The organism is Streptomyces sp. NPDC012769 (assembly GCF_042901205.1).
GTDB lineage: Bacteria > Actinomycetota > Actinomycetes > Streptomycetales > Streptomycetaceae > Streptomyces.
The window spans coordinates 162,325-189,197 of sequence record NZ_JBIBCP010000004.1 but is presented as its reverse complement, the minus strand read 5'-3'; the positions used below and the strand labels follow the sequence as shown (position 1 = coordinate 189,197).

Here is a 26,873-nt window from a genome sequence, read left to right as displayed (position 1 = left end):
GTCGGCGTGCTTGTGCGCGGTCACTCGGCGACTCCGGCGAAGAGGTCGGTCTCGCGTTCGCCCGCGGGTGCGCCGGGCGTGCCCTGGACGAGCTCGTAGTACTCGGTGGTGAAGAGGGGCTGGCCCAGGTTGTTGGACAGGGCGAAGAAGGGGCCGTCGACGGCGACCTGGGTGACGTGGGCGCGCATGGCGGCGGCCTTGCGGGCCGCGTACGAGGACCGATCGCCCTCCACGCCGGTGGCGCCGCCCTCGCCGGTGATCTCGGCGGTGATGAGCGAGTCGTCGACGACACCGGGGACGTCGTCGATCCGCGCGTCCGCGGGGAAGACCGAGCCCTCGGCGCGCAGCCGGGCGAAGCCGGCCTCGGCGACGGAGCGCGGGACCCGGTTCCAGTAGATCTTGGCGATGGTGTGGGCGGGGCCGAGGTCGGGCCGGTGGGCGGGGTCGGCGGCGAGCTCGGCGGCGCGCATGGCGACCCGGTGGGCCTGGATGTGGTCGGGGTGGCCGTAGCCGCCGTCGGGGTCGTAGGTGACGAGCACCTGGGGACGGGTCTCGCGGATCACGGCGACGAGGTGGGACGCGGCGGTGTCGACGTCGGTGTTCCAGAAGGCGCCTTCGCGCCGGTTCTGTTCGACGCCCATCATCCCGGAGTCGCGGAAGCGGCCGGGGCCGCCGAGGAAGCGGTGGTCGGTGACGCCCAGTTCCTTCATCGCGGCGGCGAGTTCGCCGACGCGGTGGTCGCCGAGCCGGTCCTCGCGATCCGGTGCGAGGTGGGCGAGCTCGGGCGGGATGACCTCGCCCTCCTCGCCCAGGGTGCAGGTCACCAGGGTCACGAGGGCGCCCTCGGCCGCGTACCGGGCCATGGTGACGCCGTTGTTGATCGACTCGTCGTCCGGGTGCGCGTGCACGAGGAGCAGACGACGGGCTGGGAGATCCGTCATGGCCCCACCCTACGAGGCGGGGCCGCCGACGGACGGGCAGGTCAGAACTTGAGGCCACCGATCATGCTCGCCACGTTGGTGGTGAGCGTGCTGATGGACGGGGCGATGGACGAGCTCGCCAGGTAGAACCCCAGGAGCGCGCAGACCGCCGCGTGCCCGGCCTTGAGTCCGGATTTCCGGATCAACAGGAAGACGACGATCGCCAGCAGCACAACCACCGAAATCGAGAGTGCCACGGCGGTTCACCTCCACACTTTTCGGTCGGACTTCTTCGGTCGGACGTTCGGTTGGCATGTGCCTGGTGGATGCCTACCCACCTAGCGCTACGGATCATAACTATCCGTGCCATCGCATCGATCGGTGTACGGGGGCATGAGGGGGCGCACGGACGCTAGTTTCGGTCACATGACTTCGCCAGGAGACGAATCGGTGTCCTTCCCCCGCCAGTACGCGCGGACGCAGCGCTTCACGCTCGGCGCGCCCCGCGGGTTCGCGGTCTCGCCGGACGGCGGTCGCGTGGTGTTCCTCCGCTCCGGATCGGGGCCCGGTGCCGGAACCGACCGTTCCCACCGGCTCTGGGTGCTCGACCTCGACACGGGGGCGGAACGGCTCGCGGCCGATCCGGAGGTGCTCCTCGCGGGCGCGGCCGAGGAGTTGTCGGCCGAGGAGAAGGCGCGTCGGGAGCGGGCGCGGGAGGGCTCGGGCGGGATCGTGGGCTACGCGGTGGACGGGGCCGTGGAGTTGGCGGCGTTCGCGCTGTCCGGGCGGCTCTTCACGGCGGAACTGCGGGCGGGTACGGCGCGCGAGCTGCCGGTGCCGGGCCCCGTGGTGGACCCGCGTCCGTCGCCGGACGGGCGGCTCGTCGCGTACGTGGCGGGCGGGGCGCTGCGAGTGACCGGGGCGGACGGCACGGGCGACCGGGCGCTGGCCGGGCCGGGCGCGGACGTGGCTCCGGGGGCGGCGGAAGAAGCGGAAGCGGAGGGACCGGAAGCGGCGGGGGTCACGTACGGGCTCGCGGAGTTCATCGCCTCGGAGGAGATGAACCGGGGGCGCGGCTTCTGGTGGAGTCCCGACTCGGACCGGCTGCTCGTCGCGCGGGTGGACGAGCAGCCGGTGCGGCGCTGGTGGATCGCGGATCCGGCGCATCCGGACCGGGAGCCGCAGGCGGTGGCGTACCCGGCCGCGGGGACGGCCAACGCGGACGTGCGCCTCTTCGTCGTGGATCTGGCCGGAAACCGCACCGAGGTGGTGTGGGATCGGGAGGCCTTCCCCTATCTGGCCCGGGTGCACTGGTCGGCCGACGGGCCGCCGCTGCTCCTCGTCCAGGCGCGCGACCAGCGGTCGCAGGCGTATCTGACGGTCGATCCGGACTCGGGGGCGACGCGGACGGTGCGCCGGGAGGAGGATCCGGTGTGGCTGGAACTCTTCACGGGCGTGCCGGCGTGGACGGCGGACGGGCGGCTCGTGCGCGTCGAGGACCAGCCGGGCGAGGGCGGCGCGCGGGTCCTCGCGGTCGGGGACCGGGTGTTGACGGACGCCCGGCTGCATGTGCGGGCGGTGCTGGACGTCGGCGCGGAAGATGTCCTGATCTCGGCGTCGGCCGGTGAGACGGCCGAGGCGCGTGAGACCGGCGAGATCCATGTGTACCGGGTGCGCCTGGACGGCGACGGGCGGAGCGCGGAGCGGATCTCGGAGGGCGCCGGGGTGCACGGGGCGGTGCGCTCCGGTGCGGTGACGGTCCTGTCCTCGGCCCGGCCGGACGTGCCGGGGAGCGTGACGCGGGTGCTGCGCGACGGGAAGCGGGTCGCCGAGGTCGCCTCGTACGCGCGGACTCCCGGACTCTCCGCCGGGGCGCACCTCACCGAGGCGGGCGAGCGCCGGATCCCGTGCGCGGTGCTGCTTCCGTCGGGCTGGACGGAGGCGGACGGGCCGCTGCCGGTGCTGATGGATCCGTACGGCGGTCCGCACGGCCAGCGGGTGACCGCCGCGCACAACCCGCATCTGACGTCACGGTGGTTCGCCGAGCAGGGTTTCGCGGTGATCGTCGCCGACGGGCGGGGCATGCCCGGCCGCTCCCCCGCCTGGGAGAAGGCGATCGACCGTGACCTCACCCTGTCCCTCGACGACCAGGTCGACGCGCTGCGGGCGCTGGCCGGGCGTTTCCCGCTGGACCTCGGGCGGGTGGCGATCCGGGGCTGGTCGTTCGGCGGCTATCTCGCCGCGCTGGCGGCGCTGCGCCGGCCCGACGTCTTCCACGCCGCCGTGGTGGGCGCCCCGGTGACGGACTGGCGGCTGTACGACACCCACTACACCGAGCGCTATCTGGGCCGCCCGGACGAGGAGCCGGAGGTCTACGCGGCGAACTCGCTGCTGACCGACGACGGCCTGACCGATCCCCGGCTGCCGGCCCGGCCGATGATGATCGTGCACGGCCTGGCCGACGACAACGTGGTGATGGCGCACACCCTGCGGCTGTCCTCCGCGCTGCTCGCGGCGGGCCGCCCGCACGAGGTCCTGCCGCTGTCCGGCGTCACCCACATGACCCCACAGGAGCAGGTGGCGGAGAACCTGCTGCTGCTCCAGGTCGACTTCCTGCGGCGGTCGCTGGGCCTGGCGCGGCCGGCCGACTAGCGGGCACCCCCAGGTCACCAGCCGGGCGGTGGCTGGGTCGGCGGGGCCGGGGGGAGCGCGGCAGGGGGGCGGTAGGGGACGCGGCGCGGGTGGCCGGAGCGGGCGAGCAGGACGAGGACGGCGAGGCCGGCGAGGAGGGAGAAGAAGCAGCCGAGGTCGTACGCCACGGAGTAGAGCCCCTGCTCGGCGGTGTAGGTGTGCCGGTTCGGACGCAGCACGGCCGCGGCTCCGCCCGCTCCGACGCCCGCCAGCAGCAGCCCGGCGACCAGGCCGAGGGGGCGGGTGGGGCGGGCGCGGGCGAAGGCGCTCACGGCGGCGGCGAGGAGCAGCAGGACGAGGACGGTGTTCAGCCACGCCGGGGGGACGGCGAGGGCGGGGAGCATCAGGCCGCGGCCGCCGGTGAAGCGGCTGACGGTGTAGTCGGCCGGGAGCAGTGTGGCCCAGCGGAGCTCCCAGCCGGCCCACAGCAGGGCGGCGGTCGCGCACAGGACTCCGGCGGCGACGGCCGGGCCGGTGCGGGGGCGTCCGGGTGCTTCCGCGATGCCGGCCCCGGTGCCGGTGCCCGGGGCGGCCCCGACGCGGGTGTCGGGGCCGTCGTCGCGGCGGCCCGCGGCGGCGGTGACGACGAGTCCGGCGGCGAGGGCGAGGGTGAGGAGGGTGGTGAGGAGCACCTCGACGCCGGAGGTCCACAGTCCGTGCAGGCGCAGCGCGAGGGTGGTGAGGCCGGTGACGGCGAACGCCGAGGCGGCGAGCGGGGAGCGCACGGCGGCGACCGCGGTGGCGGCGTAGACGAGGATCAGGAGCGCGTCGACCAGGGTGGTCGCGGTGCTCCGGGCGCTCCGGAAGCGGTGGTCGCCGGCCCAGTACCAGAGCAGTTCGGTGGTCGGACCGAAGGCGGCGAGGTCGCGCAGCAGCCAGACGACGATGACGAGGGCGAGCGCGGCGCACAGGGCGGCGCCGGTGAGACGTGCCGTTCGTGTCACAGTCACGGGGCCGATACTCACGGTCGCCTTCGGCCGAAACAAGCGGTTCCGCATATGCGCGGTGCTTGTGCGTCAAGTCGGGGCGGGGGGCGGCCGGCCGGGGCGGCATGGTGCGCTCCGGCCGGCCTACGGCACCCGCACGGCCGTACGCTGCCGAGCGTCCCGTTCTCGTATATCGGATCCAATTCGGTGAAGTTGCCTGGGCGTTAAGGGATATTGGATCCTGGATCCGATCCGCCCGCCGGCCCGCTCCCGGGCCCGTCCGCCGGTCCGCCCACCGGCCCGCCCCCCGGCATCGGCCCCGGCGCAGGCCCGGGCGGCTCCCCGGGCCGTTCCTCCGGTGGCACCACCTGCTTCTCCTCCGCGAAGTGGCACGCGGAGTCGTGCTTCGCCGGGGAGTCGGTGAGCCGGAAGACGGCCGGGACGGCGAGCAGCGGGACCTCAAGGGCGCAGCGTTCCCGCGCCTTCCAGCAGCGGGTGCGGAAGCGGCACCCGGAGGGGATGTTCGCCGGTGAGGGCACGTCGCCGGTCAGGATGATCCGCTCGCGGTGCTCGCGCGCCTCGGGATCCGGCACCGGGACGGCGGACAGCAGCGCCTGGGTGTAGGGGTGGGTCGGGTGGTCGTAGATCTCGGCGTCGGTGCCGATCTCCACGATCCGGCCGAGGTACATGACGCCGACCCGGTCGGAGATGTGCCGGACGATCGACAGGTCGTGCGCGATGAAGACGTACGACAGGCTGAACTCGTCCTGGAGCCGTTCGAGCAGGTTCACCACCTGTGCCTGCACGGAGACGTCGAGGGCGGAGACCGGCTCGTCCGCGACGATGATCTCGGGCCGCAGCGCCAGCCCTCGCGCGATGCCGATCCGCTGCCGCTGACCGCCGGAGAACTGGTGCGGATAGCGGTTGATGTACTCCGGGTTGAGGCCGACGACGTCGAGCAGCTCCTGCACCTTGCGCCGCCGGTCGCCCTTCGGGGCCACCTCGGGATGGATCTCGTACGGCTCGCCGATGATGTCGCCGACGGTCATGCGCGGGTTCAGCGAGGTGTACGGGTCCTGGAACACCATCTGGATGTTGCGGCGCACGGCCTTCAGCGCGCGGGGCGACAGCCTGGTGAGGTCCTCGCCCTTGTACAGGATGGCGCCGGCGGTCGGCTTCTCCAGGTTGACCAGCATCTTCGCCACGGTCGACTTGCCGCAGCCGGACTCGCCCACGATGCCGAGGGTCTCGCCGGCGGCCAGGTCGAAGTCGACGCCGTCGACCGCCTTGACCGCACCGACCTGCTTCTTGAAGAGGACGCCCTGGGTCAGCGGATAGTGCTTGACCAGGTCGCGGACCTGGAGAATCGCCTCAGCCATGGAGGCACTCCTTCCAGAAGTGGCAGGCGCTGGAACGCGGTACGGGCGATTCGGTGACGTCGTACAGCGGCGGCACGTCGGTGCGGCACACGTCCTGGGCGAGCGGGCAGCGCGGGTTGAAGGCGCAGCCGGGCGGGATGTTCAGCAGGTTGGGCGGCAGGCCCTTGATCGCGTAGAGCTCGTGGCCCTTCTGGTCCAGGCGGGGGATCGAGTCCAGCAGGCCGCGGGTGTACGGGTGGGCGGGGGCCTTGTAGATCTCGTGGACGGGGGCGTGCTCGACGATCCGGCCGGCGTACATGACGGCGATCTTGTCGGCGACGTCGGCCACCACGCCGAGGTCGTGGGTGATGAGGATGAGGCCCATGTTGAGCTCGCGCTGGAGCTCGGCGAGCAGTTCCATGACCTGGGCCTGGACGGTGACGTCGAGGGCGGTGGTGGGCTCGTCGGCGATGATCAGCTCGGGTTCGAGGGCGAGCGCCATCGCGATCATGATGCGCTGGCGCATGCCGCCGGAGAACTGGTGCGGGTACTGCCCGACGCGCTCCTTGGCGGCGGGGATGCGGACCCGGTCCATCAGCTCGACGGCCTTGGTCCTGGCGTCCTTGCGGGACATTCCGCGGTGGACCTGGAACATCTCGCCGAGCTGGTCGCCGACGCTGAGGACGGGGTTGAGGGAGGACAGCGCGTCCTGGAAGATCATCGCCATCTTGGCGCCGCGGATCTTGCGCCGCTCCTCCTCCTTCAGGGTCAGCAGGTCCTGCCCCTGGAAGCGGATCTCGCCGCCGGTGATCTTTCCCGGGGGCATGTCGAGGATGCCCATGACGGCCTGGGCGGTGACGGACTTGCCGGAGCCGGACTCGCCGAGCACGGCGAGGGTCTCCCCCGCGTCGACGGAGTAGTTGACGCCGTTGACCGCCTTGGCCACCCCGTCGCGGGTGTGGAACTCCACGTGCAGGTCGCGGACTTCGAGCAGCATGGCCCTACCTCAGCTTGGGGTCGAGGGCGTCGCGCACCGCGTCGCCGAGCATGATGAAGGCGAGCACCGTGACGGCGAGCGCGCCGGCCGGCCAGAGCAGCATGTGCGGGGCGTTGCGGATGTACTGCGAGGCCGAGGAGATGTCGATGCCCCAGGAGACGGTCGGCGGCTTCAGGCCGACGCCGAGGTACGACAGGGTCGCCTCCAGGGCGATGTAGGTGCCGAGCGCGATGGTCGCGACGACGATCACGGGGGCGATCGCGTTGGGGGTGATGTGGCGCAGCAGCATCCGGGAGTTGGAGGCGCCGAGGGCGCGGGCCGCCTGGACGTAGTCGTTCTGTTTGGCGGTGATGACGGAGCCGCGGGCGATGCGGGAGATCTGCGGCCAGCCGAGCAGCACCATGAAGCCGATGACGGGCCAGACGGTGGAGCTGGTCACCACGGACAGCAGCACCAGGCCGCCGAGGACGACGGGGATGGCGAAGAAGATGTCGGTGACGCGGGAGAGGAAGCCGTCCCAGGCGCCGCCGAAGAAGCCGGCGAGGCCGCCGAGCACGCTGCCGAGGACCGCGACGCCGAGGGTGGCGCAGACGCCGACGGTGACGGACGTGCGGGCGCCGTAGACGGTGCGGGTGTAGACGTCGCAGCCCTGGCCGTTGAAGCCGAAGGGGTGGCCGGGCTGGGAGCCTTCCTGGGCCTTGGACAGGTCACAGTCGAGCGGGTCCCCGGAGGCGATCAGGGAGGGCCAGATCGAGATGACGACCAGGAAGAGGATGACGAGGGCGGAGACGATGAAGACCGGGTTGCGGCGCAGGTCGTGCCAGGCGTCGGACCACAGGGAGCGGGGCTTCTTGTCGGCGCCGGTTCCCTCGGGGCCGCCCGGCGTCTTCTCCAGGGTTTCCCCCTCGTCCATGGCGAGGTCCACGGCCCCGCCCGCGCCGGTGGCGGCGATGGCGGCCCCCTTCTCGTGGTAGGGGTCGTGCTGCTGCTCAGGCATAGCGAATCCTCGGGTCGAGTACGGCGTACAGGAGGTCGACCAGCAGGTTGGCCACGAGGAACACCAGGACGAGGACGGTCACGAAGCCGACGACGGTCTGGGTGTTCTGGCGGACGATGCCCTGGTAGAGCTGGTAGCCCACGCCGTGGATGTTGAAGATCCGTTCGGTGACGATGGCGCCGCCCATCAGCGCGCCGACGTCGGCGCCGATGAAGGTCACCACGGGGATGAGGCTGTTGCGCAGCAGGTGCCGGGTGATCACCCGGCGGCGCGGCAGGCCCTTGGCGACGGCGGTGCGGACGTAGTCGGCGCGCTTGTTCTCGGCGATCGAGGTCCGGGTGAGCCGGGTGACGTACGCGAGGGAGACCGAGGCGAGGACGAGGCCGGGGACGATGAGCTCGTCGAACGCGGCCTCGGGCGACACGGCGGGTTTGATCCAGCCCCACTTCACGCCGAGGAGCAGCTGGATGAGCAGACCGGTGACGAAGGTGGGGACGGAGAGGACGACCAGGGTCAGCAGGAGGACCGAGGTGTCGACGGGGCGGCCGCGGCGCAGACCGGTGATGACGCCGAGGGTGATGCCGATGACGATCTCGAAGAGGATGGCGACCACGGTGAGCCGGATGGTGACCGGGAAGGCGGTGCCCATCAGTTCGGTGACGGGCTGGCCGTTGAAGGCGGTGCCGAAGTCCCCGGTGAACAGGTTGCCCATGTAGGTCAGGTATTGCTGCCAGACGGGCTTGTCGAGGCCGAACTCCTTCCGCAGCTGTTCGGCGGTGGCCGGGTCGCAGGCCCGGTCGCCGCACAGGCCGGCGATGGGGTCGCCCATCACGTTCACCATCAGGAAGATCAGCAGCGTGGCGCCGATGAACACCGGGATCATCTGCAGCAGACGCCGGATCACATAACGACCCATGGGGTGCTCCGGGGGTGGGGTGCGGGGATGGCGTACGGCCCGGCGCGGGAGGGTCGCCGGGCCGTACGCAGCTGACCTGCGGTCAACCGGTCAGCTGACCTTGATCTGGTCGTAGACGGGCACGCTGAACGGGTTCAGCGTGACGTTGGAGACGCGCTCCGAGTAGCCCGCGCTGCCGTTCTGGTACCAGAGCGGGATGGCGCCCATGTCGTCGCGGAGGACCTCCTCCGCCTTCCGGAAGAGGTCGACGGCCTTCGTCGTGTCGGTCTCGGCGTTGGCCTGGTCGATCAGCTTGTCGAACTCCGGGTCGGTGTACTTGCCGTCGTTGGACGAGGCGTTGGTGTAGTACAGCGGCTGGAGGAAGTTCTGGATGAGCGGGTAGTCCATCTGCCAGCCGGCGCGGAACGGGCCCGTCATCTTCGACTGGGTGATCTGGTTGCGGAAGTCGGCGAAGGTGCCGATGGGGTTGCCGACGCAGGCCCTGTTGTTGCCCAGCGCGTTGTTGATGGAGTTGCAGACGGCGTCCACCCACTCCTTGTGGGAGCCGGTGTCGGCGTTGTACGAGATCCTCACCGTGCCGCCGGGGATGCCGCCGCCCTCGGCGACGAGCCGCTTGGCCTCGGCCGCGTTGTAGGTGCAGGCGTCGCCGCAGAGGGTCTTGCTGTAGCCGCCCTCCTCGCCGAGCACGGGCGAGGTCCAGTCGGTGGCGGGGGTGCGGGTGTTCTGGAAGATCGTCTCGGTGATCTGCTTCCGGTTGATCGCCATGGACAGGCCCTTGCGGAGCTTCTCCTGGCCCGGCTTGTTCCAGGCCGGGTCGTAGAAGGGGAAGGCCAGGGTCTGGATGATGCCCGCGGGCTGGTTGATGTACCGGTCGCCGAGGTCCGCCTGGACGTTCTTGAGCTGGGAGGCCGGCACGTCGTCGACGAGGTCGAGGTTGCCGGCGGTCAGGTCGGTGTAGGCGGTGTTGTTGTCGGTGTAGACCTTGAGGGTGACGCCGCCGTTCTGCGCCTTGTCGGTGCCGGGGTAGGCGTCCCAGCGCCGGAGGACCATCTGGGAGCCCTTGGCGTACGAGTCGATGGTGTACGGACCGTTGCCGATCGGCTTGGCGAGCCAGGCCTCGCGGTCGTCGAAGAAGGCCTTGGGCAGGGGCGCGAACGCCGCGTAACCGAGGGTTTCCGGCCAGGTGGAGAACTTCTGCGTGAGCTTGACCGTGAAGGTCCGCGCGTCGACGACCTTGAGGCCGGACATGGTGGCGGCCTTGGCCTCGCCCTTCTCGGGGTGGACCTGGTCGTAGCCCTCGATCTGCCCGAAGAAGGGGGCGTTGCGCTGGTTGTTCCTGATGTGGGCGCCGTAGTTCCAGGCGTCGACGAAGGACTTCGCGGTGACCTTCTCGCCGTTGGAGAAGGTCCAGCCGTCCTTGACGGTGATGCGGAAGTTCGTCGAGTCGGTGGTCTCGATCTTCTCGGCGAGCACGTCCTTGGCCTCGCCGGTCTTCGGGTCGTACTGCTTCAGCCCGCGGAAGATCATGGACAGCACCTTGCCGCCCTGCACCTCGTTGGTGTTCGCCGGTTCCAGCGGGTTCTGCGGATCGCCCCACGAGGAGGTCACGACGCCGTCCGCGCCCCCGCCGCCGCTGTCGCCGCCCCCGCCGCAGGCGGTCGCCGCGAGGGCGACGGCGGTGGCCAGAGCGGCCCACTTGGCGTGCGTGGCTCCGCGCATGGAATGCCTCCCGAAGGTCCTGATCGTGACTTAGGGCCCAATATCACCCGTCATGGAGGGGAGTGCACTTTTACGGCGTCCGGATGAACGCGCAGGGCCCCGGCACCCACACGGGGTGCCGGGGCCCTGCGAGGCCGGGCGGGTCAGACGGGGAGCACCGTCTTCTCCTCGGCGAAGTGGCACGCGGAGTCGTGCGCGGCCGGGGTGTCCTTGCCCTTGAAGCGCTCCGGGACGGCGAGCACCGGGACCTCGGTGGCGCACTTGTCCTGCGCCTTCCAGCAGCGGGTGCGGAAGCGGCAGCCCGACGGCGGGTTGGCCGGCGAGGGCACGTCACCGGTGAGGATGATCCGCTCGCGGTGCGCGCGGGCCTCCGGGTCCGGCACCGGCACCGCGGAGAGCAGCGCCTGGGTGTACGGGTGGGTCGGGTGCTCGTAGATCTGGGTGTCCGTGCCGATCTCGGCCATCTTGCCCAGGTACATGACGCCCACGCGGTCCGAGATGTGCCGGACGATCGACAGGTCGTGCGCGATGAAGATGTAGGAGAGGTTGAACTCGTCCTGGAGCTTCTCCATCAGGTTGATGACCTGGGCCTGGACGGAGACGTCCAGGGCCGAGACCGGCTCGTCGCAGATGATGATCTCCGGGTTGAGCGCGAGGCCGCGGGCGATGCCGATGCGCTGGCGCTGACCGCCGGAGAACTGGTGCGGGTAGCGGTTGATGTACTCGGGGTTCAGACCGACGACGTCGAGCAGCTCCTGCACCTTGCGGCGCCGGTCGCCCTTCGGGGCCACCTCGGGGTGGATGTCGAAGGGCTCGCCGATGATGTCGCCAACCGTCATGCGCGGGTTCAGCGACGTGTACGGGTCCTGGAACACCATCTGGATGTTGCGGCGCACGGCCTTCAGCGCGCGGCCGGACAGCCGGGTGATGTCCTGGCCCTTGTAGAAGACCTCGCCCGCGGTGGCCTTCTCCAGGTTCATCAGGAGCTTGGCGACGGTGGACTTGCCACAGCCGGACTCGCCCACGATGCCGAGGGTCTCGCCCTGGAAGAGGTCGAAGGAGACCCCGTCCACGGCCTTGACCGCGCCGACGTTCTTCTTGAACAGGATGCCCTGGGTGAGCGGGAAGTGCTTCTGCAGGTTGCGGACCTGCAGGATCGGCTCACCGCGCTCGACCGGAGCCTCGATGGCGGCTACGGCCTCCGCCTCGGACACGCCCCCGGCCTCGTTCGTCTTGCTCAGCTCAGCCATGGATCGTCTCCTTCCAGAAGTGGCAGGCGCTCTTGCGGCCCGGCAGCTCGGCCCCGTCCTGCTCGGTGACCGGCGCGAGCGCCGGGATCTCCGTACGGCAGAGGTCGGTCGCCTTGGGGCAGCGCGGGTTGAAGGCGCAGCCGGTGGGCACGCGAAGCAGGTTGGGCGGCAGGCCCTTGATCGCGTAGAGCTCCTGGCCCTTCTGGTCCAGGCGCGGGATCGAGTCCAGCAGACCGCGGGTGTACGGGTGGGCCGGGCGCTTGTACAGCTCGTGCACCGGCGCCTGCTCCACGATGCGGCCGGCGTACATGACCGCGATCTTGTCCGCGACGTCGGCGACGACGCCGAGGTCGTGGGTGATCAGGATCAGACCCATGTTGTACTCGCGCTGGAGCTCCGCGAGGAGGTCCATGACCTGGGCCTGGACGGTCACGTCGAGCGCCGTGGTGGGCTCGTCCGCGATGATCAGGTCCGGCTCCAGGGCGAGCGCCATGGCGATCATGATGCGCTGGCGCATACCGCCGGAGAACTGGTGCGGGTAGTCGGAGACCCGGGCCTTGGCGGCGGGGATCTTCACCCGGTCCATCAGCTCGATGGCCTTGGCCTTGGCGTCCTTCTTGGACATGCCGTGGTGCACCCGGAACATCTCGCCGAGCTGGTAGCCGACGGTGAGGACCGGGTTGAGGGAGGACAGCGCGTCCTGGAAGATCATCGCGATCTTGCGGCCGCGGATCTGCCGGCGCTCCTCGTTGGACATCTTCAGCATGTCCTGGCCGCGGAAGAAGATCTCGCCCTGCGGGATCTTGCCCGGCGGCATGTCGAGGATGCCCATGATGGCCTGGGCGGTGACGGACTTGCCGGAGCCGGACTCGCCGAGGACGGCGAGGGTCTCACCGGCGTCGACCGAGTAGTTGACGCCGTTGACCGCCTTGGCCACACCGTCGCGGGTGTGGAACTCGACGTGCAGGTCGCGCACTTCGAGCAGCGGACCGGTGTGGTCGTCGCCGTCGCGCGGCGCGGGGACGGCCGCGGTCTTGTCAAGGATGCTCATCTTTTACGCCCTCCTCAGCGCAGCTTCGGGTCGAGGGCGTTACGGACTGCTTCGCCGAGCATGATGAACGCCAGAACGGTGATGCTCAGCATGATCGAGGGCCAGAGCAGGACGTGCGGGGCCACTCGGATCTGGTCGACGGCGGTGGAGACGTCGACGCCCCAGGAGACGGTCGGGGCGGCGAGGCCCAGACCCAGGTAGGACAGCGTGGCCTCGGCGGAGATGTAGCCGCCGAGCGCGATGGTCGCGACCACGATCACGGGGGCCATGGCGTTCGGCAGGATGTGCCGGAAGAGGATCCGGGTGGTGCCGGCGCCGAGCGCCTTCGCCGCGTGCACGTAGTCCGCCTGCTTGACGGTGATCACGGCACCGCGCATGACGCGGGCCATCTGCGTCCAGCCGAGGAAGGCGAGGGCGAAGACGACGACCCAGACGGTGCGCTCGGTGAAGGACTGCAGGACCACCATGGCGCCGAGCAGGAACGGGATGCCGAAGAAGATGTCGGTGATCCGGGAGAGGATCGTGTCCCAGAGGCCGCCGAAGTAACCGGCGAGCATGCCCATCAGACCGCCGACGACGGTGACGATGGCGGTGACGCAGATGCCGACGATGATCGAGGCACGCGTGCCGTAGATCAGTCGGGCGTACACCGAGCGGCCCTGCTGGTCGTAGCCGAACCAGCCCTCGGAACCGATGCTGGCCAGCTCCGGCTTGCCGAGGAAGTGGTTCGTCAGGTCGCCCACCGTGGGCGAGGCGCTGGTGAACAGGCTCGGGAAGGCGGAGATCAGCAGCAGGAAGGCGATCAGCACCGACGAGACGAGGAAGTACGGGTTGCGGCGCAGGTCCGCCCAGGCGTCACCCCAGAGGCTGCGCGCCTTGTCCGGCTTCCCCGTCGCGGCGGAGGCGTCCACCGAGGGGGTGGTGACGGCCTCGTCGACGGGGGTGGCGGTCTTGGTCACGTCAGGCATACCGGATCCTCGGGTCCAGGACCGCGTACAGCAGGTCGATGAGCAGGCTGGTGACGAGGTAGACGAGCACCAGAACGGTCACGAGGCCGACGAGGGTGGTGCCCTCGCGTCGCGTGATCGACTCGGCGATGAGGCCGCCGACGCCCTTCACGTTGAAGATGCGCTCGGTGACGATGGCGCCGCCCATGAGGGCGCCGATGTCGGTGCCGAGGAAGGTGACGACCGGGATCATCGAGTTCCGCATGAGGTGGACGCCGATGACGCGGCGCTTCGGCAGACCCTTGGCGATGGCCGTGCGCATGTAGTCGGCGCGCAGGTTCTCCGCCATGGACGTACGGGTCAGTCGGGCCACGTACGCGAGGGAGAGGCCACCGAGCACGATCGCCGGGGCGATCATCTCCGACCACAGCTGCTCGTTGCTGACGTTCGGCTGGATCCAGCCCAGGTTGAACGCGAAGACCATCTTGATGAGGAAGCCGAGCACGAAGACCGGGATCGAGATGATCAGCAGGGTGAAGATCAGGATGGCGTTGTCGGCCAGGCGACCGGCGCGGAGGCCGGCGATGACGCCGAGACCGATGCCGAAGATGAGCTCGAACGCGAAGGCCAGGGTGGCCAGCTGGAGCGTCACCGGGAACGCCTCGCCGAGCACCTCGGTGACCGGGCGGTCGTTGCGGATCTGGGTACCGAAGTCGAAATGAAGGATGATGCCCTTCATGTAGTTCCAGTACTGCTCGTAGAGCGGCAGGTCCAGACCGAGCTTGTGTCTGATGGCCTCGATGGTCGCCGGGCTCGCGCCCTTGTCGCCGAACAGACCCGCCACGGGGTCGCCGGGCAGGCTGTAGACCATGAGGAAGATCAGCAGGGTTGTCCCGAAGAACACCGGGATCATCTGGAGCAGTCGTCGTGCGACATAGCGCCCCATCATGCCTCCGTTGAGATGTGACGGCCGCAGCCGACGGGCCCTCCCCCGACAGCGTGCCCAGGTGCGGGCACGCTGATGTCGTGGAAGGGCCCCCCAGCCACTGCGTAAGGCGCCGAGACGGGGCTGACGATCCGTCAGCCCCGCGATCGGCGAGCGGACTACGCTTGGGTGATTACTTCTTGACCTCGACGCCGGTCAGGATCGGGTCGCCGTCCTGGCCGTACGCCACGCCGGAGACCTTCTCCGAGTAGCCCGCGTTGACCTTGTAGTACCAGAGCGGGATCGACGGCATGTAGTTGACCAGGTCCTTCTCGATGGCCTGGTACGCCTTGACCGACTCGTCGAGCGTCTTGGCCGAGTCGGCGGCCGCGATCTTGGCGTCCAGCTCCTTGTTGGAGAAGTCGCCCTGGTTGCCGCCCGCACCCGTACGGAACAGGTCCGAGATGAAGTTGGCGTTCACCGGGTAGTCGAGCACCCAGCCGGAGCGGTACAGGGACTTGACCTGCTTCGTCTTACGAGCGGTCAGGTCGGCCTGGAAGTCCGGCTTGCCGTCACCGACACACTGGACGCCGGTGGACTGCTGGATGGAGTTGCAGACAGCCTCCACCCACTCCTTGTGGCCACCGTCGGCGTTGTACTGGATGGAGATCTTGCCGCCGGGGACGCCGCCGCCGGCCTTGATGAGCTCCTTGGCCTTGGCCGGGTCGAACTTGGTGACCTCGACCGCGTTCGGCTGGTAGCCGAGAACGCCCTTGGCGACCCAGCCGGTCGCGGGCTCACGCGTGCCGTTCAGCACCGTCTTGGTGATGGTGGCGCGGTCGATGCCCATGGACAGACCCTGGATGACGCGCGGGTCGATCTGCTTCGGCTTCTTCCACTGGTCGGCGTAGAAGGCGACGGCGACGGTCTGGATCGCGGAGTACGCCTGGTCCACGGCGCGGTCGCCGAGGTCCTGACGGTAGACCGGGAGGTCCTTCGGCGCGATCTGACGCAGCACGTCGACGTTGCCCGACTTCAGGTCCTCGTACGCGGCCTCGAGGGTGGTGTAGTTCTTGAAGACCACACCGCCGTTCTTCGCCTTGTTCGGGCCCTTGTACGCGTCGTAACGCGTGATCTCGATCTTCTTCTTGTGGTCCCAGCTCTTGAACTTGTAGGGACCGTTGCCGACCGGCTTCTGGCCCGCGGCGACCGGGTCCTTGAAGAAGGACTCGGGGAGCGGGGCGAAGACGATGTAGGCCAGCTTGTGCGCGAAGTACGGCACGGCGGAGTTGAGCTCGATCGTGAACGTGTTGTCGTCGACGATCTTCAGGCCCTCGAGCTTGTCGGAGGTCGGCTTGGCGCCCTCCGCCTCGGGGTGCACCTTGTCGAAGCCCTTGACGTCCGCGAACCAGGACGCGAGGCCCTGCGCGTTCTTGACGTTGGCGTTCCAGTTCCACGCATCCACGAAGGACTTGGACGTCACCGGGGTGCCGTCGTGGAAGGTCCAGCCCGGCTTGAGCTTGACGGTCCACGTCTTCGAGTCGGTCGTGGTGACCGACTCGGCGTTGATCATCTCCAGCGAGCCGTCGGCCTTGTAGTCGACCAGGGTCGAGAACAGACCGGCCATGACCGCGGAGCCGTTCGACTCCATCGTGTCACCGGTGAGCAGGGGCTTCTCAGGCTCGCCCAGCTCGACGGAGAAGATTCCGTTCGGGTCGACGGCGCCGGCGCCAGCCTTGCCCTCGTCGCTCTTACCCCCGCCACAGGCGGTCGCTGCCAGGGCGACGACGATCGCGCCCGCTACCCACTTGGCGCTCTTGGCACCGCGCATGGGTTCCTCCTCATGAGTCCACTTGTCACTACAAGAAGGGCACTCCGAGTTCTGCCGACACCCCTGACGGCGCTGCACTCAAGTGCCCCGAGTGTGCTCGTGAGTCGGCACTCCCCACAGTGCGTGACCCATTGACCCGAGCTCAATGGAGCCAACTATTAAGTACGTCCGGGCTGTAAACCACACTTAAGCGGTCTCGTTTTGACAACATCGCCAAGGGCGGGAAGACCGAAATCCGGACAAAGCGAGCAGAGACAGACACCGACGAAACGGACCGTTAACACACGTTCCGGAGAGCGACGACCGATATCCGGACGCCTGGCCGGGTAAATATGGTTGACGCGAGTTGACGAATCGTTGAAGAAGGGTCCGGCCCCCCGCACGGTGTGCGGGGGGCCGGACCCTGAATGTGAGCTTCCGCTCAGCCGACGTCGGCGGGCTTACGCGCCGGCTCAGCCGTTCTTCGCGCGGGAGGCCGCGCGGGCACGCTCACGGGCGTCCAGGTTCACCTTGCGGATGCGCACGGCCTCCGGGGTGACCTCGACGCACTCGTCGTCGCGGCAGAACTCCAGGGACTGCTCCAGGGAGAGCTTCCGCGGCGGGACGATCGCCTCGAAGGAGTCGGCCGACGAGGAACGCATGTTCGTCAGCTTCTTCTCCTTGGTGATGTTCACGTCCATGTCGTCGGAGCGCGAGTTCTCACCGACGATCATGCCCTCGTACACCTCGGTGCCCGGCTCCACGAAGAGGACGCCGCGCTCCTGGAGGTTGGTCATCGCGAAGGCGGTGACCGAGCCGGCGCGGTCGGCGACCAGCGAACCGTTGTTACGGGTCTGCAGCGGGCCGAACCACGGCTCGTGGCCCTCGTGGATGGAGTGCGCGATGCCGGTGCCGCGGGTCTGGGTCAGGAACTCCGTACGGAAGCCGATGAGGCCGCGCGACGGGACGACGAACTCCATGCGGACCCAGCCGGAGCCGTGGTTCGACATGTTGTCCATGCGGCCCTTGCGGACGCCCATGAGCTGGGTGACGGCGCCCATGTGCTCCTCGGGCACGTCGATCGTCATGCGCTCGACCGGCTCGTGGACCTTGCCGTCCACGTCCTTGGTGACGACCTGCGGCTTGCCGATGGTGAGCTCGAAGCCCTCGCGGCGCATCTGCTCGACCAGGATCGCCAGTGCCAGCTCGCCGCGGCCCTGGACCTCCCAGGCGTCGGGGCGCTCGGTCTCGAGGACGCGGAGCGAGACGTTACCGATCAGCTCGCGGTCCAGACGGTCCTTCACCTGACGGGCCGTGACCTTGCGGTCCTTGACCGCGGCCTTGGCGTCGGCGCCCTTGCCGGTGCCGCCACGGCCGACCAGCGGGGAGGTGTTCGTACCGATCACCATCGAGATGGCCGGCTCGTCGACCGTGATGAGCGGCAGCGCGACCGGGTTCTCCGGGTCGGCCAGGGTCTCGCCGATCATGATGTCGGGGATGCCGGCGACGGCGCAGATGTCACCGGGGCCGGCCACCTCGGCCGGCTTGCGGGTGAGCGCCTCGGTCATCATCAGCTCGGTGATGCGGACGTTCTGGATCGAGCCGTCACGCTTGATCCACGCGACCGTCTGGCCCTTGCGCAGCTCGCCCTGCTCGACGCGGAGCAGCGCGATGCGGCCGAGGAAGTTGTCGGCGTCGAGGTTGGTGACGTGGGCCTGGAGCGGCGCGTCCTCCTCGTACGTCGGGGCCGGGACGTGCTCGAGGATCGTGGAGAAGAAGGGCTCCAGGTTGGTGGAGTCCGCCGGGACCGTGCCGTCCTCCGGCTTGGTCAGCGAGGCGATGCCGTCACGGCCGCAGGCGTAGACGATCGGGAACTCGATCTGGTCCTCGTCGGCGTCCAGGTCCAGGAACAGGTCGTAGGTCTCGTTGACGACCTCGTCGATCCGGGAGTCCGGGCGGTCCGTCTTGTTGATGCAGAGGATGACGGGCATGCGGGCCTGGAGGGCCTTGCGCAGCACGAAGCGGGTCTGGGGCAGCGGGCCCTCGGAGGCGTCCACCAGGAGGACGACGGCGTCGACCATCGACAGACCGCGCTCGACCTCGCCGCCGAAGTCGGCGTGGCCGGGGGTGTCGATGATGTTGATCGTGATCGGGGCCCCGCCGTCCTTGGGGTGGTACTTCACCGCCGTGTTCTTGGCGAGGATCGTGATGCCCTTCTCACGCTCCAGGTCGTTCGAGTCCATCATGCGGTCGTCGAGCTGCTGGTGGGCGGCGAAGGCACCCGCCTGCTTGAGCATGGCATCGACGATGGTCGTCTTGCCGTGGTCGACGTGGGCGACGATGGCTACGTTACGGATGTCGTGGCGCGTGGGCATGGGTGGCTTGCGCTTCTCTCGGTTCGTGGGAATCGGCGTCAGTTCCTCTTACGCCCGCCGGGCGGACGCGCCACGGCTATGTCCTATGGTACGGGGCTGCCGTGCAAGGGGCTTCCCCGGAGGGATCCGAGAGGGTCTACTGGGAGTTTTCAGGGTGTGGGGAAGATCATGTGAGCTCATGCGGCCGGGTCAAGGGGCCATCGTGATCCTGCCCGCCGGCGGGACCGGCGGGCAAGGAAATTGAGCTGCTTCTGAGCTTGCGACTTGGAGTTTCGGCTACTTTCGGGTATTGGGGCGTTTTCGGCCCGAGGGTTGCCGAGGGATGCGGGCGGTGGCCGCTAGCCCTTGTTGCGCTCGGCGCCCTTCGCCGGCTCCGGCTTCTTGTAGCCGATGTCCTGGTAGCGGGGGGCGGCGAAGCCCCAGGCGCCCGCGTTGACCACGTCCGGCTTGACGGCCACCAGCTGCGGGCGCTGGTAGAGCGGGATGGAGCCGGCCGCGGCCCAGATCCGGGCGTCGGCCTGGCGGACCAGCTCGCGGGCCTCCTCCTCGTCGAGGGTGGCCGCCGCCTGGTCGAAGAGCTGGTCGATGCGGTCGGTGCCGACCCGCGCGTAGTTCTGCTCCACGAGCAGGGAGCCGTCGGAGGCCGGCTCGGGCTTGGCGTAGATCGGCCGGGCGTCGGTCGCCGGGAAGGCGGTCGCGGGCCAGGAGTAGAGGGCGAGGTCGTAGTCGCCGGAGGCGATGTGGTCCTTGAAGAAGCTCTCGTCGGAGACCTTGGTGATCTCGGTGCGGATGCCGACGGCGTCGAGCATCCGGACGATCCGGTCGCCGACCGCCCGCAGCGACTCGGAGCCCGGCCCCGAGGGCAGGACGAAGCGGAGGCTGAGCGCCTTGCCGTCCTTGCCGAGGGCCTGCGCGGCCGCCGCGTCCACGGCCGCCGGGGCGGCCGTGCCGCGCGGGGCGTAGGCACCGGCGACCGGTCTGCTCACCGGCTTGCCCTCCGCCTTGGCGCCGGTGTCCGTGTCGAGGGCCGCGGCCTGGCGGAGCAGGGCGGCGCCCTGGAAGGCGGCGACGGGGGCCGGGGCGAGGATGTTGGTGCCGTTCTCGGGGCCGCCCGCGCCGATCAGCGGGGCGGCGGGGCGTTCGCCGGGCTTGTCGTCGCCGACGATGTAGAGGCCCTCGTCGGAGGCGGCGTCGGCCTCCTGCTTCGCGTTCTTGTCCGCCGAGTCCTTCTTCTCCCCGGCGCTCCCCTCCCCCGCCTTCCGCTCGGCCGCCTTCTCCGCCTTCTTCTCGGCCTCGCTGCCCGCCTTCGTGGCGGCCGCGGGCTTCTTCTTCAGCGCCCCGCCCGGCACCCAGCCCGCGTCGGCGAGGAGCGCCCGTGCCTCCTCGGTGTCCTGGTCACCGAGCGCGTCGCTGCTGTCGGCGTACGCGGGCTGCCCGACGAGCGCCAGGTGGCTGCCCGGGGGCCTGGCCGGCAGTCCGAGCGGTTTGAGCACGGTCTCGGCCAGCTCCTTGCGGTCGATCGCGCGGGCCACCGCCCGGCGCACCCGCTCGTCGGCGAGCGGCCCGGACTCCCCGTTGAGGGAGAGCTGGGTGTAGGCGGGCTCCAGGGACTTGCGGACCACGAAGCCGGCGAGGCCCTTCTGCTCGGCCGCGTACCGGGCGATGGCCCGCTGGTTCTCCTCGCGCGCCGCCCGGACCTCCTCGGCCTTCTCCTCGTCGGAGCCGTATGCGAGGGCCCAGGACTTCAGCGCGGCGGCGGGGGTGATCCCGGCGCCGGGTCCGTGGGTGAGGGCCGGTGCGCCGTTCCGTCCGGCGCGGGCGTCCCGTACCGCGAGGGCGATCCGTTCGGCGGCGGAGCGGTCGATCTCGGCCAGGTCCAGCTTGTCGGCGGCGAGCGCGGCGGCCCGCTCCGTGCGGGGCACGGCGGTGAGGACGAGGGAGTCGAGCTTGGCGGTCTGGCCCCACCAGCGGGGGTTGCGGGCGAGGGTGACGTTGCCGTTCGCGCGGTCGATGGCCTTCAGCAGGAACGGTCCTGCGGTGGACTTGAGGGTGCTGCGCGCACCGTCGTTGAAGGTGTTGGGCGAGCCCATCACCTCCTTGGGGTAGAGCGGGGTGAAAAGGGAGCGCCAGTCGGCGTAGGGCTTGCCGAAGGTGACCCGCACCTCCAGGTCGTTCTTGCCCCGCTCGATCTTCTCGATCCGCTCGTAGCCGGCGTTGCGGGCGGTCCAGTACGCGGTGTCCCGGCCGCTCAGGGCCCGCCACTGGGCGACGAAGTCCGGGGCTCCGATCTCGCGGCCGTCGCTCCAGACCGCCTGCTGGTTGAGCTTGTAGAGGACGACCTGCCGGGGCTCGGTCTCGATGACCTCGGCGGACTCCAGGTAGTCCGGGTTGAGCCGGGGCCGGCCGCGCTCGTCGAGGGTGTGCAGGGCGGGGAGCACGGCTCCGGCGATACGGGCGGTGGCGCCGTCGGCGTCGGCCTGGAAGGCGTTGAGGGTGGTGGGCAGGGCGTCGACGGCCCAGCGCAGGGTCCCTCCGTCGGCGACCTTGTCACGGGCGGCCGGCGCGTTGTCCTGGGCGGCGGCGGGCGGCTCGTCGCCGCTGTCGCCGGAGCTGCATCCGGCGAGCACGGCGAGGGCGAGGCACGCGCTGCCGAGGGTCGCGACGGAGCGGAGCGTGCGGGAGCGGGGGCTCCTGGACCATGTCCTCCCGCGAGGGGCGCCGACCTGGGACATGACTTGTACCCCTTCGTCCAGTTTCATGCCATTTAGAGATGATCACACCTATTGCTCATACACTGAAAAGGACGGAGCGGATCCGGTGTCGGCGACACGACGGCACGGTCGGCAAAGCCCACCCGTGCGGCCCAATCGCCCGTGCCCCGGGGCGCTCCGGACGAGTGGAATCAGGTGCACACGGCTTCACAAGCGGGATGTGACGCGCGACACTCTCAGGCGCGTGTTCGCCACCCCCGCACTCGCGGAAGTGAGGGCAACCATGTCCGTTCAGGACGATCTGGCGGCCGTCAAGCGCCGCCTGCACGACCTCGAGCACACGGTCGAGCAGCTGGAACGCCGCGTCGCGGCGGAGCGGGGCGTGCCCACGGTGCCGGCCACCGGCCGGCCCGACCTCGTGACCATCCCGGACACCCCGTACGACAGCGGGATGTGGACCGATTCCGACGACGAGGGCCTGGGAGCACGCGACCGCCACGCGCCGTAGGCGCCCATCGGCAACCGGCAGAGGAGGCCTCCCGTTGGCCACAGGTACCGAACCCTCGGAACGGTCGACGGGGGTGCGCTCCCCGGGGCGCGCCTCCGTCGCCGCCCGCCATCTGCGCACCGACCGGTGGTGGCTGGCGCCCGCCGCCACCGCCGCCGGACTGCTCGCCTTCGTCGCGTACTCGACCTGGCGGGCCTTCGCCAACGCTCACTACTACGCCGCGCCCTACGTCTCGCCGTTCTACTCGCCCTGCCTCGCCGAGAACTGCGTGCCCATGCGCGGCGGCCCGAACTGGGAGCTCTTCGGCAGCTGGTGGGGCCTCTCCCCCGCCCTGCTGATCCTGATCTTCCCGCTCGGCTTCCGGCTGACCTGCTACTACTACCGCAAGGCCTACTACCGGGGCTTCTGGGCCTCCCCGCCCGCCTGCGCGGTCGCCGAACCCCACCGCGCGTACAGCGGCGAGACCCGCTTCCCGCTGGTCCTGCAGAACATCCACCGGTACTTCTTCTACCTGGCCCTGCCGGTCGCCGGCGTCCTCACGTACGACACCGTGCTGGCCTTCCGGGACGCGTCCTACGCGTGGGGGCACGCCGGGCTCGGGACGCTGGTCTTCCTCCTCAACATCGTGCTCATCTGGGCGTACACCCTGTCCTGCCACTCCTGCCGGCACGTGGTCGGCGGCCGGCTGCGGCACTTCTCTAAGCACCCCGTGCGCTATCGGCTGTGGACCTGGGCGGGACGCCTCAACCGGCGGCACATGCTGCTCGCCTGGGCCTCGCTGATCAGCGTCGCGGTCTGCGACCTGTACGTGTACCTGCTCGCCACCGGCGCCTTCGACGACCCGAGGTTCTTCTGAGATGACCGACACGGAACGGCAGCAGTGGGACGTGATCGTGGTCGGCGCCGGCGGCGCCGGGCTGCGGGCGGCGATCGAGGCGCGCGGCCGGGGCGCCCGTACCGCCGTCATCTGCAAATCCCTCTTCGGCAAGGCGCACACCGTGATGGCCGAGGGCGGCATCGCCGCGGCCATGGCCAACGCCAACCCGCACGACACCTGGCAGACCCACTTCCGCGACACCATGCGCGGCGGGAAGTTCCTCAACCAGTGGCGGATGGCCGAGCTGCACGCCCAGGAGGCGCCCGAGCGGGTGTGGGAGCTGGAGACCTGGGGCGCCCTCTTCGACCGCACCGCCGACGGGCGGATCTCCCAGCGCAACTTCGGCGGCCACGAATACCCGCGGCTCGCGCACGTCGGGGACCGGACCGGCCTGGAGCTGATCCGCACCCTCCAGCAGAAGATCGTCTCCCTCCAGCAGGAGGACTTCCGCGAGACCGGCGACTACGAGAGCGGTCTGAAGGTCTTCCAGGAGTGCACGGTCACCCGCGTCCTGAAGGACGCGTCGGGGCGGGTCGCGGGGGTCTTCTGCTACGAGCGGGAGTCCGGGCGCTTCTTCGTCCTCCAGGCGCCGGCGGTGGTCCTCGCGACCGGCGGCATCGGCAAGTCCTTCAAGGTGACCTCCAACTCGTGGGAGTACACCGGCGACGGTCACGCGCTCGCCCTGCTCGCGGGCGCGCCGCTGGTCAACATGGAGTTCGTGCAGTTCCATCCGACCGGGATGGTCTGGCCGCCGTCCGTGAAGGGCATCCTCGTCACCGAGTCGGTGCGCGGCGACGGCGGGGTGCTGCGCAACTCCGAGGGCAAGCGGTTCATGTTCGACTACGTGCCCGACGTCTTCAAGGAGAAGTACGCGCAGACGGAGGAGGAGGGCGACCGCTGGTACGAGGACCCGGACCACAACCGCCGTCCGCCCGAGCTGCTGCCGCGCGACGAGGTGGCCCGGGCCATCAACGCGGAGGTCAAGGCGGGCCGCGGCTCCCCGCACGGCGGGGTCTTCCTCGACGTGTCGACCCGGATGCCGGCGGAGGTGATCCGGCGCCGGCTGCCGTCGATGTACCACCAGTTCAAGGAGCTGGCGGACGTCGACATCACGGCCGAGGCCATGGAGGTCGGGCCGACCTGCCACTACGTGATGGGCGGGGTCGCCGTCGACTCGGAGAGCGCGGCCACGGTCGGCGTTCCCGGGCTCTTCGCGGCCGGTGAGGTCGCCGGCGGCATGCACGGCTCCAACCGGCTCGGCGGCAACTCCCTGTCCGACCTGCTGGTCTTCGGGCGCCGGGCCGGGCTGTACGCCGCCGCGTACGCGGCGGAGGCGGGCCGGGTCGAGGTCGGCGAGGAGGCGGTGGCCGAGGCGCGGGCGGAGGCGCTGGCCCCGTTCGACGGCGAGGCCTTCGGGGCGGCCGCCGAGAATCCGTACACGCTCCACCAGGAGCTCCAGCAGACGATGAACGACCTGGTCGGGATCATCCGGCGGGAGAGCGAGATGGCCGAGGCCCTGGAGCGGATCGCGCGGCTGCGCGAGCGGGCGCGGTGGCTCGCCGTCGAGGGCCACCGGCAGTTCAACCCCGGCTGGCACCTGGCCCTGGACCTGCGCAACATGCTGCTGGTCGGCGAGTGCGTGGCCCGGGCGGCCCTGGAGCGGACGGAGAGCCGCGGCGGGCACACCCGGGAGGACCGGCCCTCGATGGACCGCGCCTGGCGGCCGGTGAACCTGCTGTGCCGGGCGGCCGACGGGGACGGGGGCGAGGGCGGCGTGCGGCTGGAGCGGGTGCGCACCGAGCCGATCCGCGCCGATCTGCTCGCCCTCTTCGAGAAGGAGGAGCTGGCGAAGTACCTGTCGGAGGACGAGCTGGACGCGGCGGAAGCGGGGCTGGAGTCATGAGTACGTACGACGCTCGGTTCCGCATCTGGCGGGGCGACGCCGACGGCGGCGAACTGGCCGACTACACCGTCGAGGTGAACGACGGCGAGGTCGTCCTCGACATCGTCCACCGCCTCCAGGCCACCCAGGCGCCGGACCTGGCCGTGCGCTGGAACTGCAAGGCCGGCAAGTGCGGCTCCTGCTCGGCCGAGATCAACGGCCGGCCCCGGCTGCTGTGCATGACCCGGATGTCGGTCTTCGACCCGGACGAGACGGTCACCGTGACACCCATGCGGGCCTTCCCCGTGGTCCGCGACCTGGTGACGGACGTGTCCTTCAACTACGCGAAGGCGAGGGAGATCCCCGCCTTCGTGCCGCCCGCCGGACTGGCGCCGGGCGAGTACCGGATGCGGCAGGAGGACGTCGACCGCTCGCAGGAGTTTCGCAAGTGCATCGAGTGCTTCCTGTGCCAGAACACCTGCCATGTGGTCCGTGACCACGAGGAGAACAAGGAGGTCTTCGCCGGGCCGCGCTTCCTCATGCGGATCGCCGAGCTCGACATGCACCCGCTGGACGCCGCCGAGGACGTGGGCCTCGACCGCCGCCGCACCGCCCAGGACGACCACGGCCTCGGCTACTGCAACATCACCAAGTGCTGCACCGAGGTCTGCCCGGAGGACATCCACATCACCGACAACGCCCTGATCCCGATGAAGGAGCGGGTCGTGGACCGGAAGTACGACCCGGTGGTGTGGCTGGGCAACCGGATCCGAAGGCGGAGGTCGTAGCCCGCGGCGGGCGGCGGTCCCAGGCCGGGGGCGGGGGCGGTCCCGCTCAGTGCCAGCCCGCCCGGTAGGCCGCCCAGTCCCGCTCCTCGGCCGCGAAGTCGACGTACAGCGCGAGTCCGAAACGCTCCCGGCCGGGGTCGGTGCGCCCGAGCCCCAGCCGGGCGCCCCGGACGGCGGCGGCCACGGTCTCGGCGTTCTCGTGGTGTCCGAGGTCGTCCTCGTGGAAGAACGGCAGCCCCATGAGGAGGTCCGTGCTCTCGGGGGTCACCTCCAGGGCGAGGCTGGTCTGCTGGGCGACATAGCCGCCGTACATGCCCTCCAGCGGCATCCAGGTGTCGTACGACATGACGGCGATCTGGTCGACACGGCGGGCGACCTGTCCGAAGAACTCCTGCGACCACCACTTCTCGCTGCCGCCCGAGAGCACCCCGAGGGCCTGGTGCGCGGCCGGCAGCGGGTCTATCTGGTGCGCGGCGACGGAGAGCGGCGCCTTGCGGGCCCGGGTGAGCTCGCCGAGGTCGTCGAGCAGCGACAGATAGTGGCGGTCGTCGGAGTGCAGCGGCTCCAGGTCGAAGTGGACCCCTTCGAAGCCGGCGTCGAGGATCTGCCGGGCCGAGGCCACCACCGCGGCCCGCGAGCCGGCGTCCTCCAGGCGCAGCCCGTCGGGGCCCTCGGTGGCGAGGATGTCGCCCAGCCAGGCGTGCACCCGTATGCCCGGCATGGTGCGGTGGACGCCGTCGACGAGCCAGCGCGCCCGGGGATAGCGCTCGGCGGGCAGGGTGCCGTCGTGCTCCAGGGGCCCGGCGTGGACGTACAGGTCGCGGATGCCCGTGCCCTTGATCCTCGCGGCGAAGGCGGTGAGGTCGGCGTCCTTCTTCCGGCCGTCGACCCAGGCGTGACCGAGCCAGATGGCGTCCTTGCCACGGGTCTTGGTGCCCTCGCGCAGCTCACCCGTGTAGTTGAGGCGCAGCGCCGTGCCCGCGGCCAGCACCGGGACCACGAGCAGGAGGACAAGCCCGAGGACGACCCAGCGTCCCCGCCGCCACATGCTCTTCCACCGTGCCTTCACCCGGGCCCCCCGAGGGTCGTCGTGTCACTGGAGCCACCGTAGCGGCGGCTACCGACAGTGACGCGAGCCTGTGGAGAACGGTTTCCGCGGTCGTCGCGGACTTCGCGCGGCCCTGTCGCCCGGCCGGGCGCGCGGCCGGGCGGGCGGGCGGCCGGG

At 70.2% G+C, this 26,873-nt stretch carries 21 protein-coding genes; 5 read left to right on the top strand and 16 right to left on the bottom strand.

Going from position 1 to position 26,873, the window contains the following annotated elements:
- Positions 1-20: 20 nt before the first annotated feature.
- Together mshB and ACFY7C_RS22135 are read right to left on the bottom strand one after the other, a co-directional pair.
- Positions 21-941 (bottom strand): N-acetyl-1-D-myo-inositol-2-amino-2-deoxy-alpha-D-glucopyranoside deacetylase, encoded by a 921-nt coding sequence (gene mshB / locus ACFY7C_RS22140; protein ID WP_389653274.1) that lies wholly within the window; start codon positions 939-941, stop codon positions 21-23.
- A gap of 41 nt (positions 942-982) precedes the next feature.
- Positions 983-1,177, bottom strand: coding sequence for a hypothetical protein (locus ACFY7C_RS22135; protein WP_345485825.1), 195 nt, complete (start codon positions 1,175-1,177; stop codon positions 983-985).
- A gap of 169 nt (positions 1,178-1,346) precedes the next feature.
- Here ACFY7C_RS22135 and ACFY7C_RS22130 point away from each other — a divergent pair, with 169 nt between their 5' ends.
- Positions 1,347-3,572: an alpha/beta fold hydrolase gene (locus tag ACFY7C_RS22130; protein ID WP_389653271.1), complete on the top strand. Its 2,226-nt coding sequence runs from the start codon at positions 1,347-1,349 to the stop codon at positions 3,570-3,572.
- A gap of 14 nt (positions 3,573-3,586) precedes the next feature.
- On the opposite strand, the gene ACFY7C_RS22125 is transcribed toward ACFY7C_RS22130, so the two are convergent.
- The 13 genes from ACFY7C_RS22125 to ACFY7C_RS22065 form a co-directional block, all read right to left on the bottom strand.
- Positions 3,587-4,561, bottom strand: coding sequence for a hypothetical protein (locus ACFY7C_RS22125; RefSeq protein WP_389653268.1), 975 nt, complete (start codon positions 4,559-4,561; stop codon positions 3,587-3,589).
- A 200-nt stretch (positions 4,562-4,761) separates the two neighbouring features.
- The gene (locus tag ACFY7C_RS22120; RefSeq protein WP_389653265.1) at positions 4,762-5,916 is read right to left on the bottom strand and encodes an ABC transporter ATP-binding protein; all 1,155 of its coding nucleotides are present in this window, start codon (positions 5,914-5,916) and stop codon (positions 4,762-4,764) included.
- Positions 5,909-6,892 (bottom strand): ABC transporter ATP-binding protein, encoded by a 984-nt coding sequence (locus ACFY7C_RS22115; protein ID WP_389653262.1) that lies wholly within the window; start codon positions 6,890-6,892, stop codon positions 5,909-5,911. The genes ACFY7C_RS22120 and ACFY7C_RS22115 overlap by 8 nt, the downstream gene beginning before the upstream one ends.
- 4 nt (positions 6,893-6,896) lie before the next feature.
- On the bottom strand, positions 6,897-7,889 hold the full coding sequence (locus ACFY7C_RS22110; protein ID WP_389653259.1) for an ABC transporter permease: 993 nt from the start codon (positions 7,887-7,889) through the stop codon (positions 6,897-6,899).
- Positions 7,882-8,805, bottom strand: coding sequence for an ABC transporter permease (locus ACFY7C_RS22105; RefSeq protein ID WP_389653256.1), 924 nt, complete (start codon positions 8,803-8,805; stop codon positions 7,882-7,884). Before ACFY7C_RS22105 ends, ACFY7C_RS22110 begins: the two co-directional genes overlap by 8 nt.
- A gap of 90 nt (positions 8,806-8,895) precedes the next feature.
- A complete protein-coding gene (locus ACFY7C_RS22100; protein ID WP_389653253.1) occupies positions 8,896-10,524 on the bottom strand; it encodes an ABC transporter substrate-binding protein in 1,629 nt (542 codons plus the stop codon).
- 143 nt (positions 10,525-10,667) lie between these two features.
- Entirely contained in the window at positions 10,668-11,774 is a 1,107-nt protein-coding gene (locus tag ACFY7C_RS22095) for an ABC transporter ATP-binding protein (RefSeq protein ID WP_389653250.1), read from the bottom strand.
- A complete protein-coding gene (locus ACFY7C_RS22090) occupies positions 11,767-12,825 on the bottom strand; it encodes an ABC transporter ATP-binding protein (protein ID WP_389653247.1) in 1,059 nt (352 codons plus the stop codon). The genes ACFY7C_RS22095 and ACFY7C_RS22090 overlap by 8 nt, the downstream gene beginning before the upstream one ends.
- A 14-nt stretch (positions 12,826-12,839) precedes the next feature.
- Positions 12,840-13,793: an ABC transporter permease gene (locus ACFY7C_RS22085; protein WP_389653244.1), complete on the bottom strand. Its 954-nt coding sequence runs from the start codon at positions 13,791-13,793 to the stop codon at positions 12,840-12,842.
- The gene (locus ACFY7C_RS22080; RefSeq protein WP_389654454.1) at positions 13,786-14,718 is read right to left on the bottom strand and encodes an ABC transporter permease; all 933 of its coding nucleotides are present in this window, start codon (positions 14,716-14,718) and stop codon (positions 13,786-13,788) included. Before ACFY7C_RS22080 ends, ACFY7C_RS22085 begins: the two co-directional genes overlap by 8 nt.
- 172 nt (positions 14,719-14,890) lie before the next feature.
- Positions 14,891-16,528, bottom strand: coding sequence for an ABC transporter substrate-binding protein (locus tag ACFY7C_RS22075; protein WP_389653242.1), 1,638 nt, complete (start codon positions 16,526-16,528; stop codon positions 14,891-14,893).
- Between the two features lie 452 nt (positions 16,529-16,980).
- Positions 16,981-18,882, bottom strand: coding sequence for a translational GTPase TypA (gene typA / locus ACFY7C_RS22070; protein ID WP_389653239.1), 1,902 nt, complete (start codon positions 18,880-18,882; stop codon positions 16,981-16,983).
- A 338-nt stretch (positions 18,883-19,220) separates the two neighbouring features.
- Positions 19,221-21,614, bottom strand: coding sequence for an ABC transporter family substrate-binding protein (locus ACFY7C_RS22065; RefSeq protein ID WP_389653235.1), 2,394 nt, complete (start codon positions 21,612-21,614; stop codon positions 19,221-19,223).
- A 262-nt stretch (positions 21,615-21,876) separates the two neighbouring features.
- On the opposite strand from ACFY7C_RS22065, the gene ACFY7C_RS22060 reads away from it, so the two are divergent.
- The 4 genes from ACFY7C_RS22060 to ACFY7C_RS22045 are packed head-to-tail and all read left to right on the top strand — an operon-like array spanning position 21,877 to position 25,648.
- The gene (locus tag ACFY7C_RS22060; protein WP_389653232.1) at positions 21,877-22,101 is read left to right on the top strand and encodes a hypothetical protein; all 225 of its coding nucleotides are present in this window, start codon (positions 21,877-21,879) and stop codon (positions 22,099-22,101) included.
- Positions 22,102-22,135: 34 nt separating this feature from the next.
- Positions 22,136-22,957, top strand: coding sequence for a hypothetical protein (locus ACFY7C_RS22055; RefSeq protein WP_389653229.1), 822 nt, complete (start codon positions 22,136-22,138; stop codon positions 22,955-22,957).
- Position 22,958: 1 nt separating this feature from the next.
- Positions 22,959-24,881, top strand: a complete 1,923-nt coding sequence (locus ACFY7C_RS22050; RefSeq protein ID WP_389653225.1) for a fumarate reductase/succinate dehydrogenase flavoprotein subunit — start codon at positions 22,959-22,961, stop codon at positions 24,879-24,881.
- Complete coding sequence (locus tag ACFY7C_RS22045; protein WP_389653222.1) at positions 24,878-25,648, top strand: succinate dehydrogenase/fumarate reductase iron-sulfur subunit; 771 nt, start codon at positions 24,878-24,880, stop codon at positions 25,646-25,648. The genes ACFY7C_RS22050 and ACFY7C_RS22045 overlap by 4 nt, the downstream gene beginning before the upstream one ends.
- Before the next feature lie 46 nt (positions 25,649-25,694).
- On the opposite strand, the gene ACFY7C_RS22040 is transcribed toward ACFY7C_RS22045, so the two are convergent.
- Complete coding sequence (locus ACFY7C_RS22040) at positions 25,695-26,696, bottom strand: hypothetical protein (protein WP_389653219.1); 1,002 nt, start codon at positions 26,694-26,696, stop codon at positions 25,695-25,697.
- Positions 26,697-26,873: the final 177 nt, after the last annotated feature.

Excerpts from the sequence above, each read along its gene's own strand:
- ACFY7C_RS22120 (WP_389653265.1), bottom strand. The coding sequence starts at position 5,916 with ATGGCTGAGGCGATTCTCCAGGTCCGCGACCTGGTCAAGCACTATCCG.
- ACFY7C_RS22115 (WP_389653262.1), bottom strand. The coding sequence starts at position 6,892 with ATGCTGCTCGAAGTCCGCGACCTGCACGTGGAGTTCCACACCCGCGAC.
- ACFY7C_RS22060 (WP_389653232.1), top strand. The coding sequence starts at position 21,877 with ATGTCCGTTCAGGACGATCTGGCGGCCGTCAAGCGCCGCCTGCACGAC.
- ACFY7C_RS22130 (WP_389653271.1), top strand. The coding sequence starts at position 1,347 with ATGACTTCGCCAGGAGACGAATCGGTGTCCTTCCCCCGCCAGTACGCG.
- ACFY7C_RS22090 (WP_389653247.1), bottom strand. The coding sequence starts at position 12,825 with ATGAGCATCCTTGACAAGACCGCGGCCGTCCCCGCGCCGCGCGACGGC.
- ACFY7C_RS22105 (WP_389653256.1), bottom strand. The coding sequence starts at position 8,805 with ATGGGTCGTTATGTGATCCGGCGTCTGCTGCAGATGATCCCGGTGTTC.
- ACFY7C_RS22100 (WP_389653253.1), bottom strand. The coding sequence starts at position 10,524 with ATGCGCGGAGCCACGCACGCCAAGTGGGCCGCTCTGGCCACCGCCGTC.
- ACFY7C_RS22050 (WP_389653225.1), top strand. The coding sequence starts at position 22,959 with ATGACCGACACGGAACGGCAGCAGTGGGACGTGATCGTGGTCGGCGCC.
- ACFY7C_RS22040 (WP_389653219.1), bottom strand. The coding sequence starts at position 26,696 with ATGTGGCGGCGGGGACGCTGGGTCGTCCTCGGGCTTGTCCTCCTGCTC.
- ACFY7C_RS22065 (WP_389653235.1), bottom strand. The coding sequence starts at position 21,614 with ATGTCCCAGGTCGGCGCCCCTCGCGGGAGGACATGGTCCAGGAGCCCC.
- ACFY7C_RS22075 (WP_389653242.1), bottom strand. The coding sequence starts at position 16,528 with ATGCGCGGTGCCAAGAGCGCCAAGTGGGTAGCGGGCGCGATCGTCGTC.
- ACFY7C_RS22045 (WP_389653222.1), top strand. The coding sequence starts at position 24,878 with ATGAGTACGTACGACGCTCGGTTCCGCATCTGGCGGGGCGACGCCGAC.
- ACFY7C_RS22085 (WP_389653244.1), bottom strand. The coding sequence starts at position 13,793 with ATGCCTGACGTGACCAAGACCGCCACCCCCGTCGACGAGGCCGTCACC.
- ACFY7C_RS22110 (WP_389653259.1), bottom strand. The coding sequence starts at position 7,889 with ATGCCTGAGCAGCAGCACGACCCCTACCACGAGAAGGGGGCCGCCATC.
- ACFY7C_RS22080 (WP_389654454.1), bottom strand. The coding sequence starts at position 14,718 with ATGGGGCGCTATGTCGCACGACGACTGCTCCAGATGATCCCGGTGTTC.
- typA (WP_389653239.1), bottom strand. The coding sequence starts at position 18,882 with ATGCCCACGCGCCACGACATCCGTAACGTAGCCATCGTCGCCCACGTC.
- ACFY7C_RS22095 (WP_389653250.1), bottom strand. The coding sequence starts at position 11,774 with ATGGCTGAGCTGAGCAAGACGAACGAGGCCGGGGGCGTGTCCGAGGCG.
- mshB (WP_389653274.1), bottom strand. The coding sequence starts at position 941 with ATGACGGATCTCCCAGCCCGTCGTCTGCTCCTCGTGCACGCGCACCCG.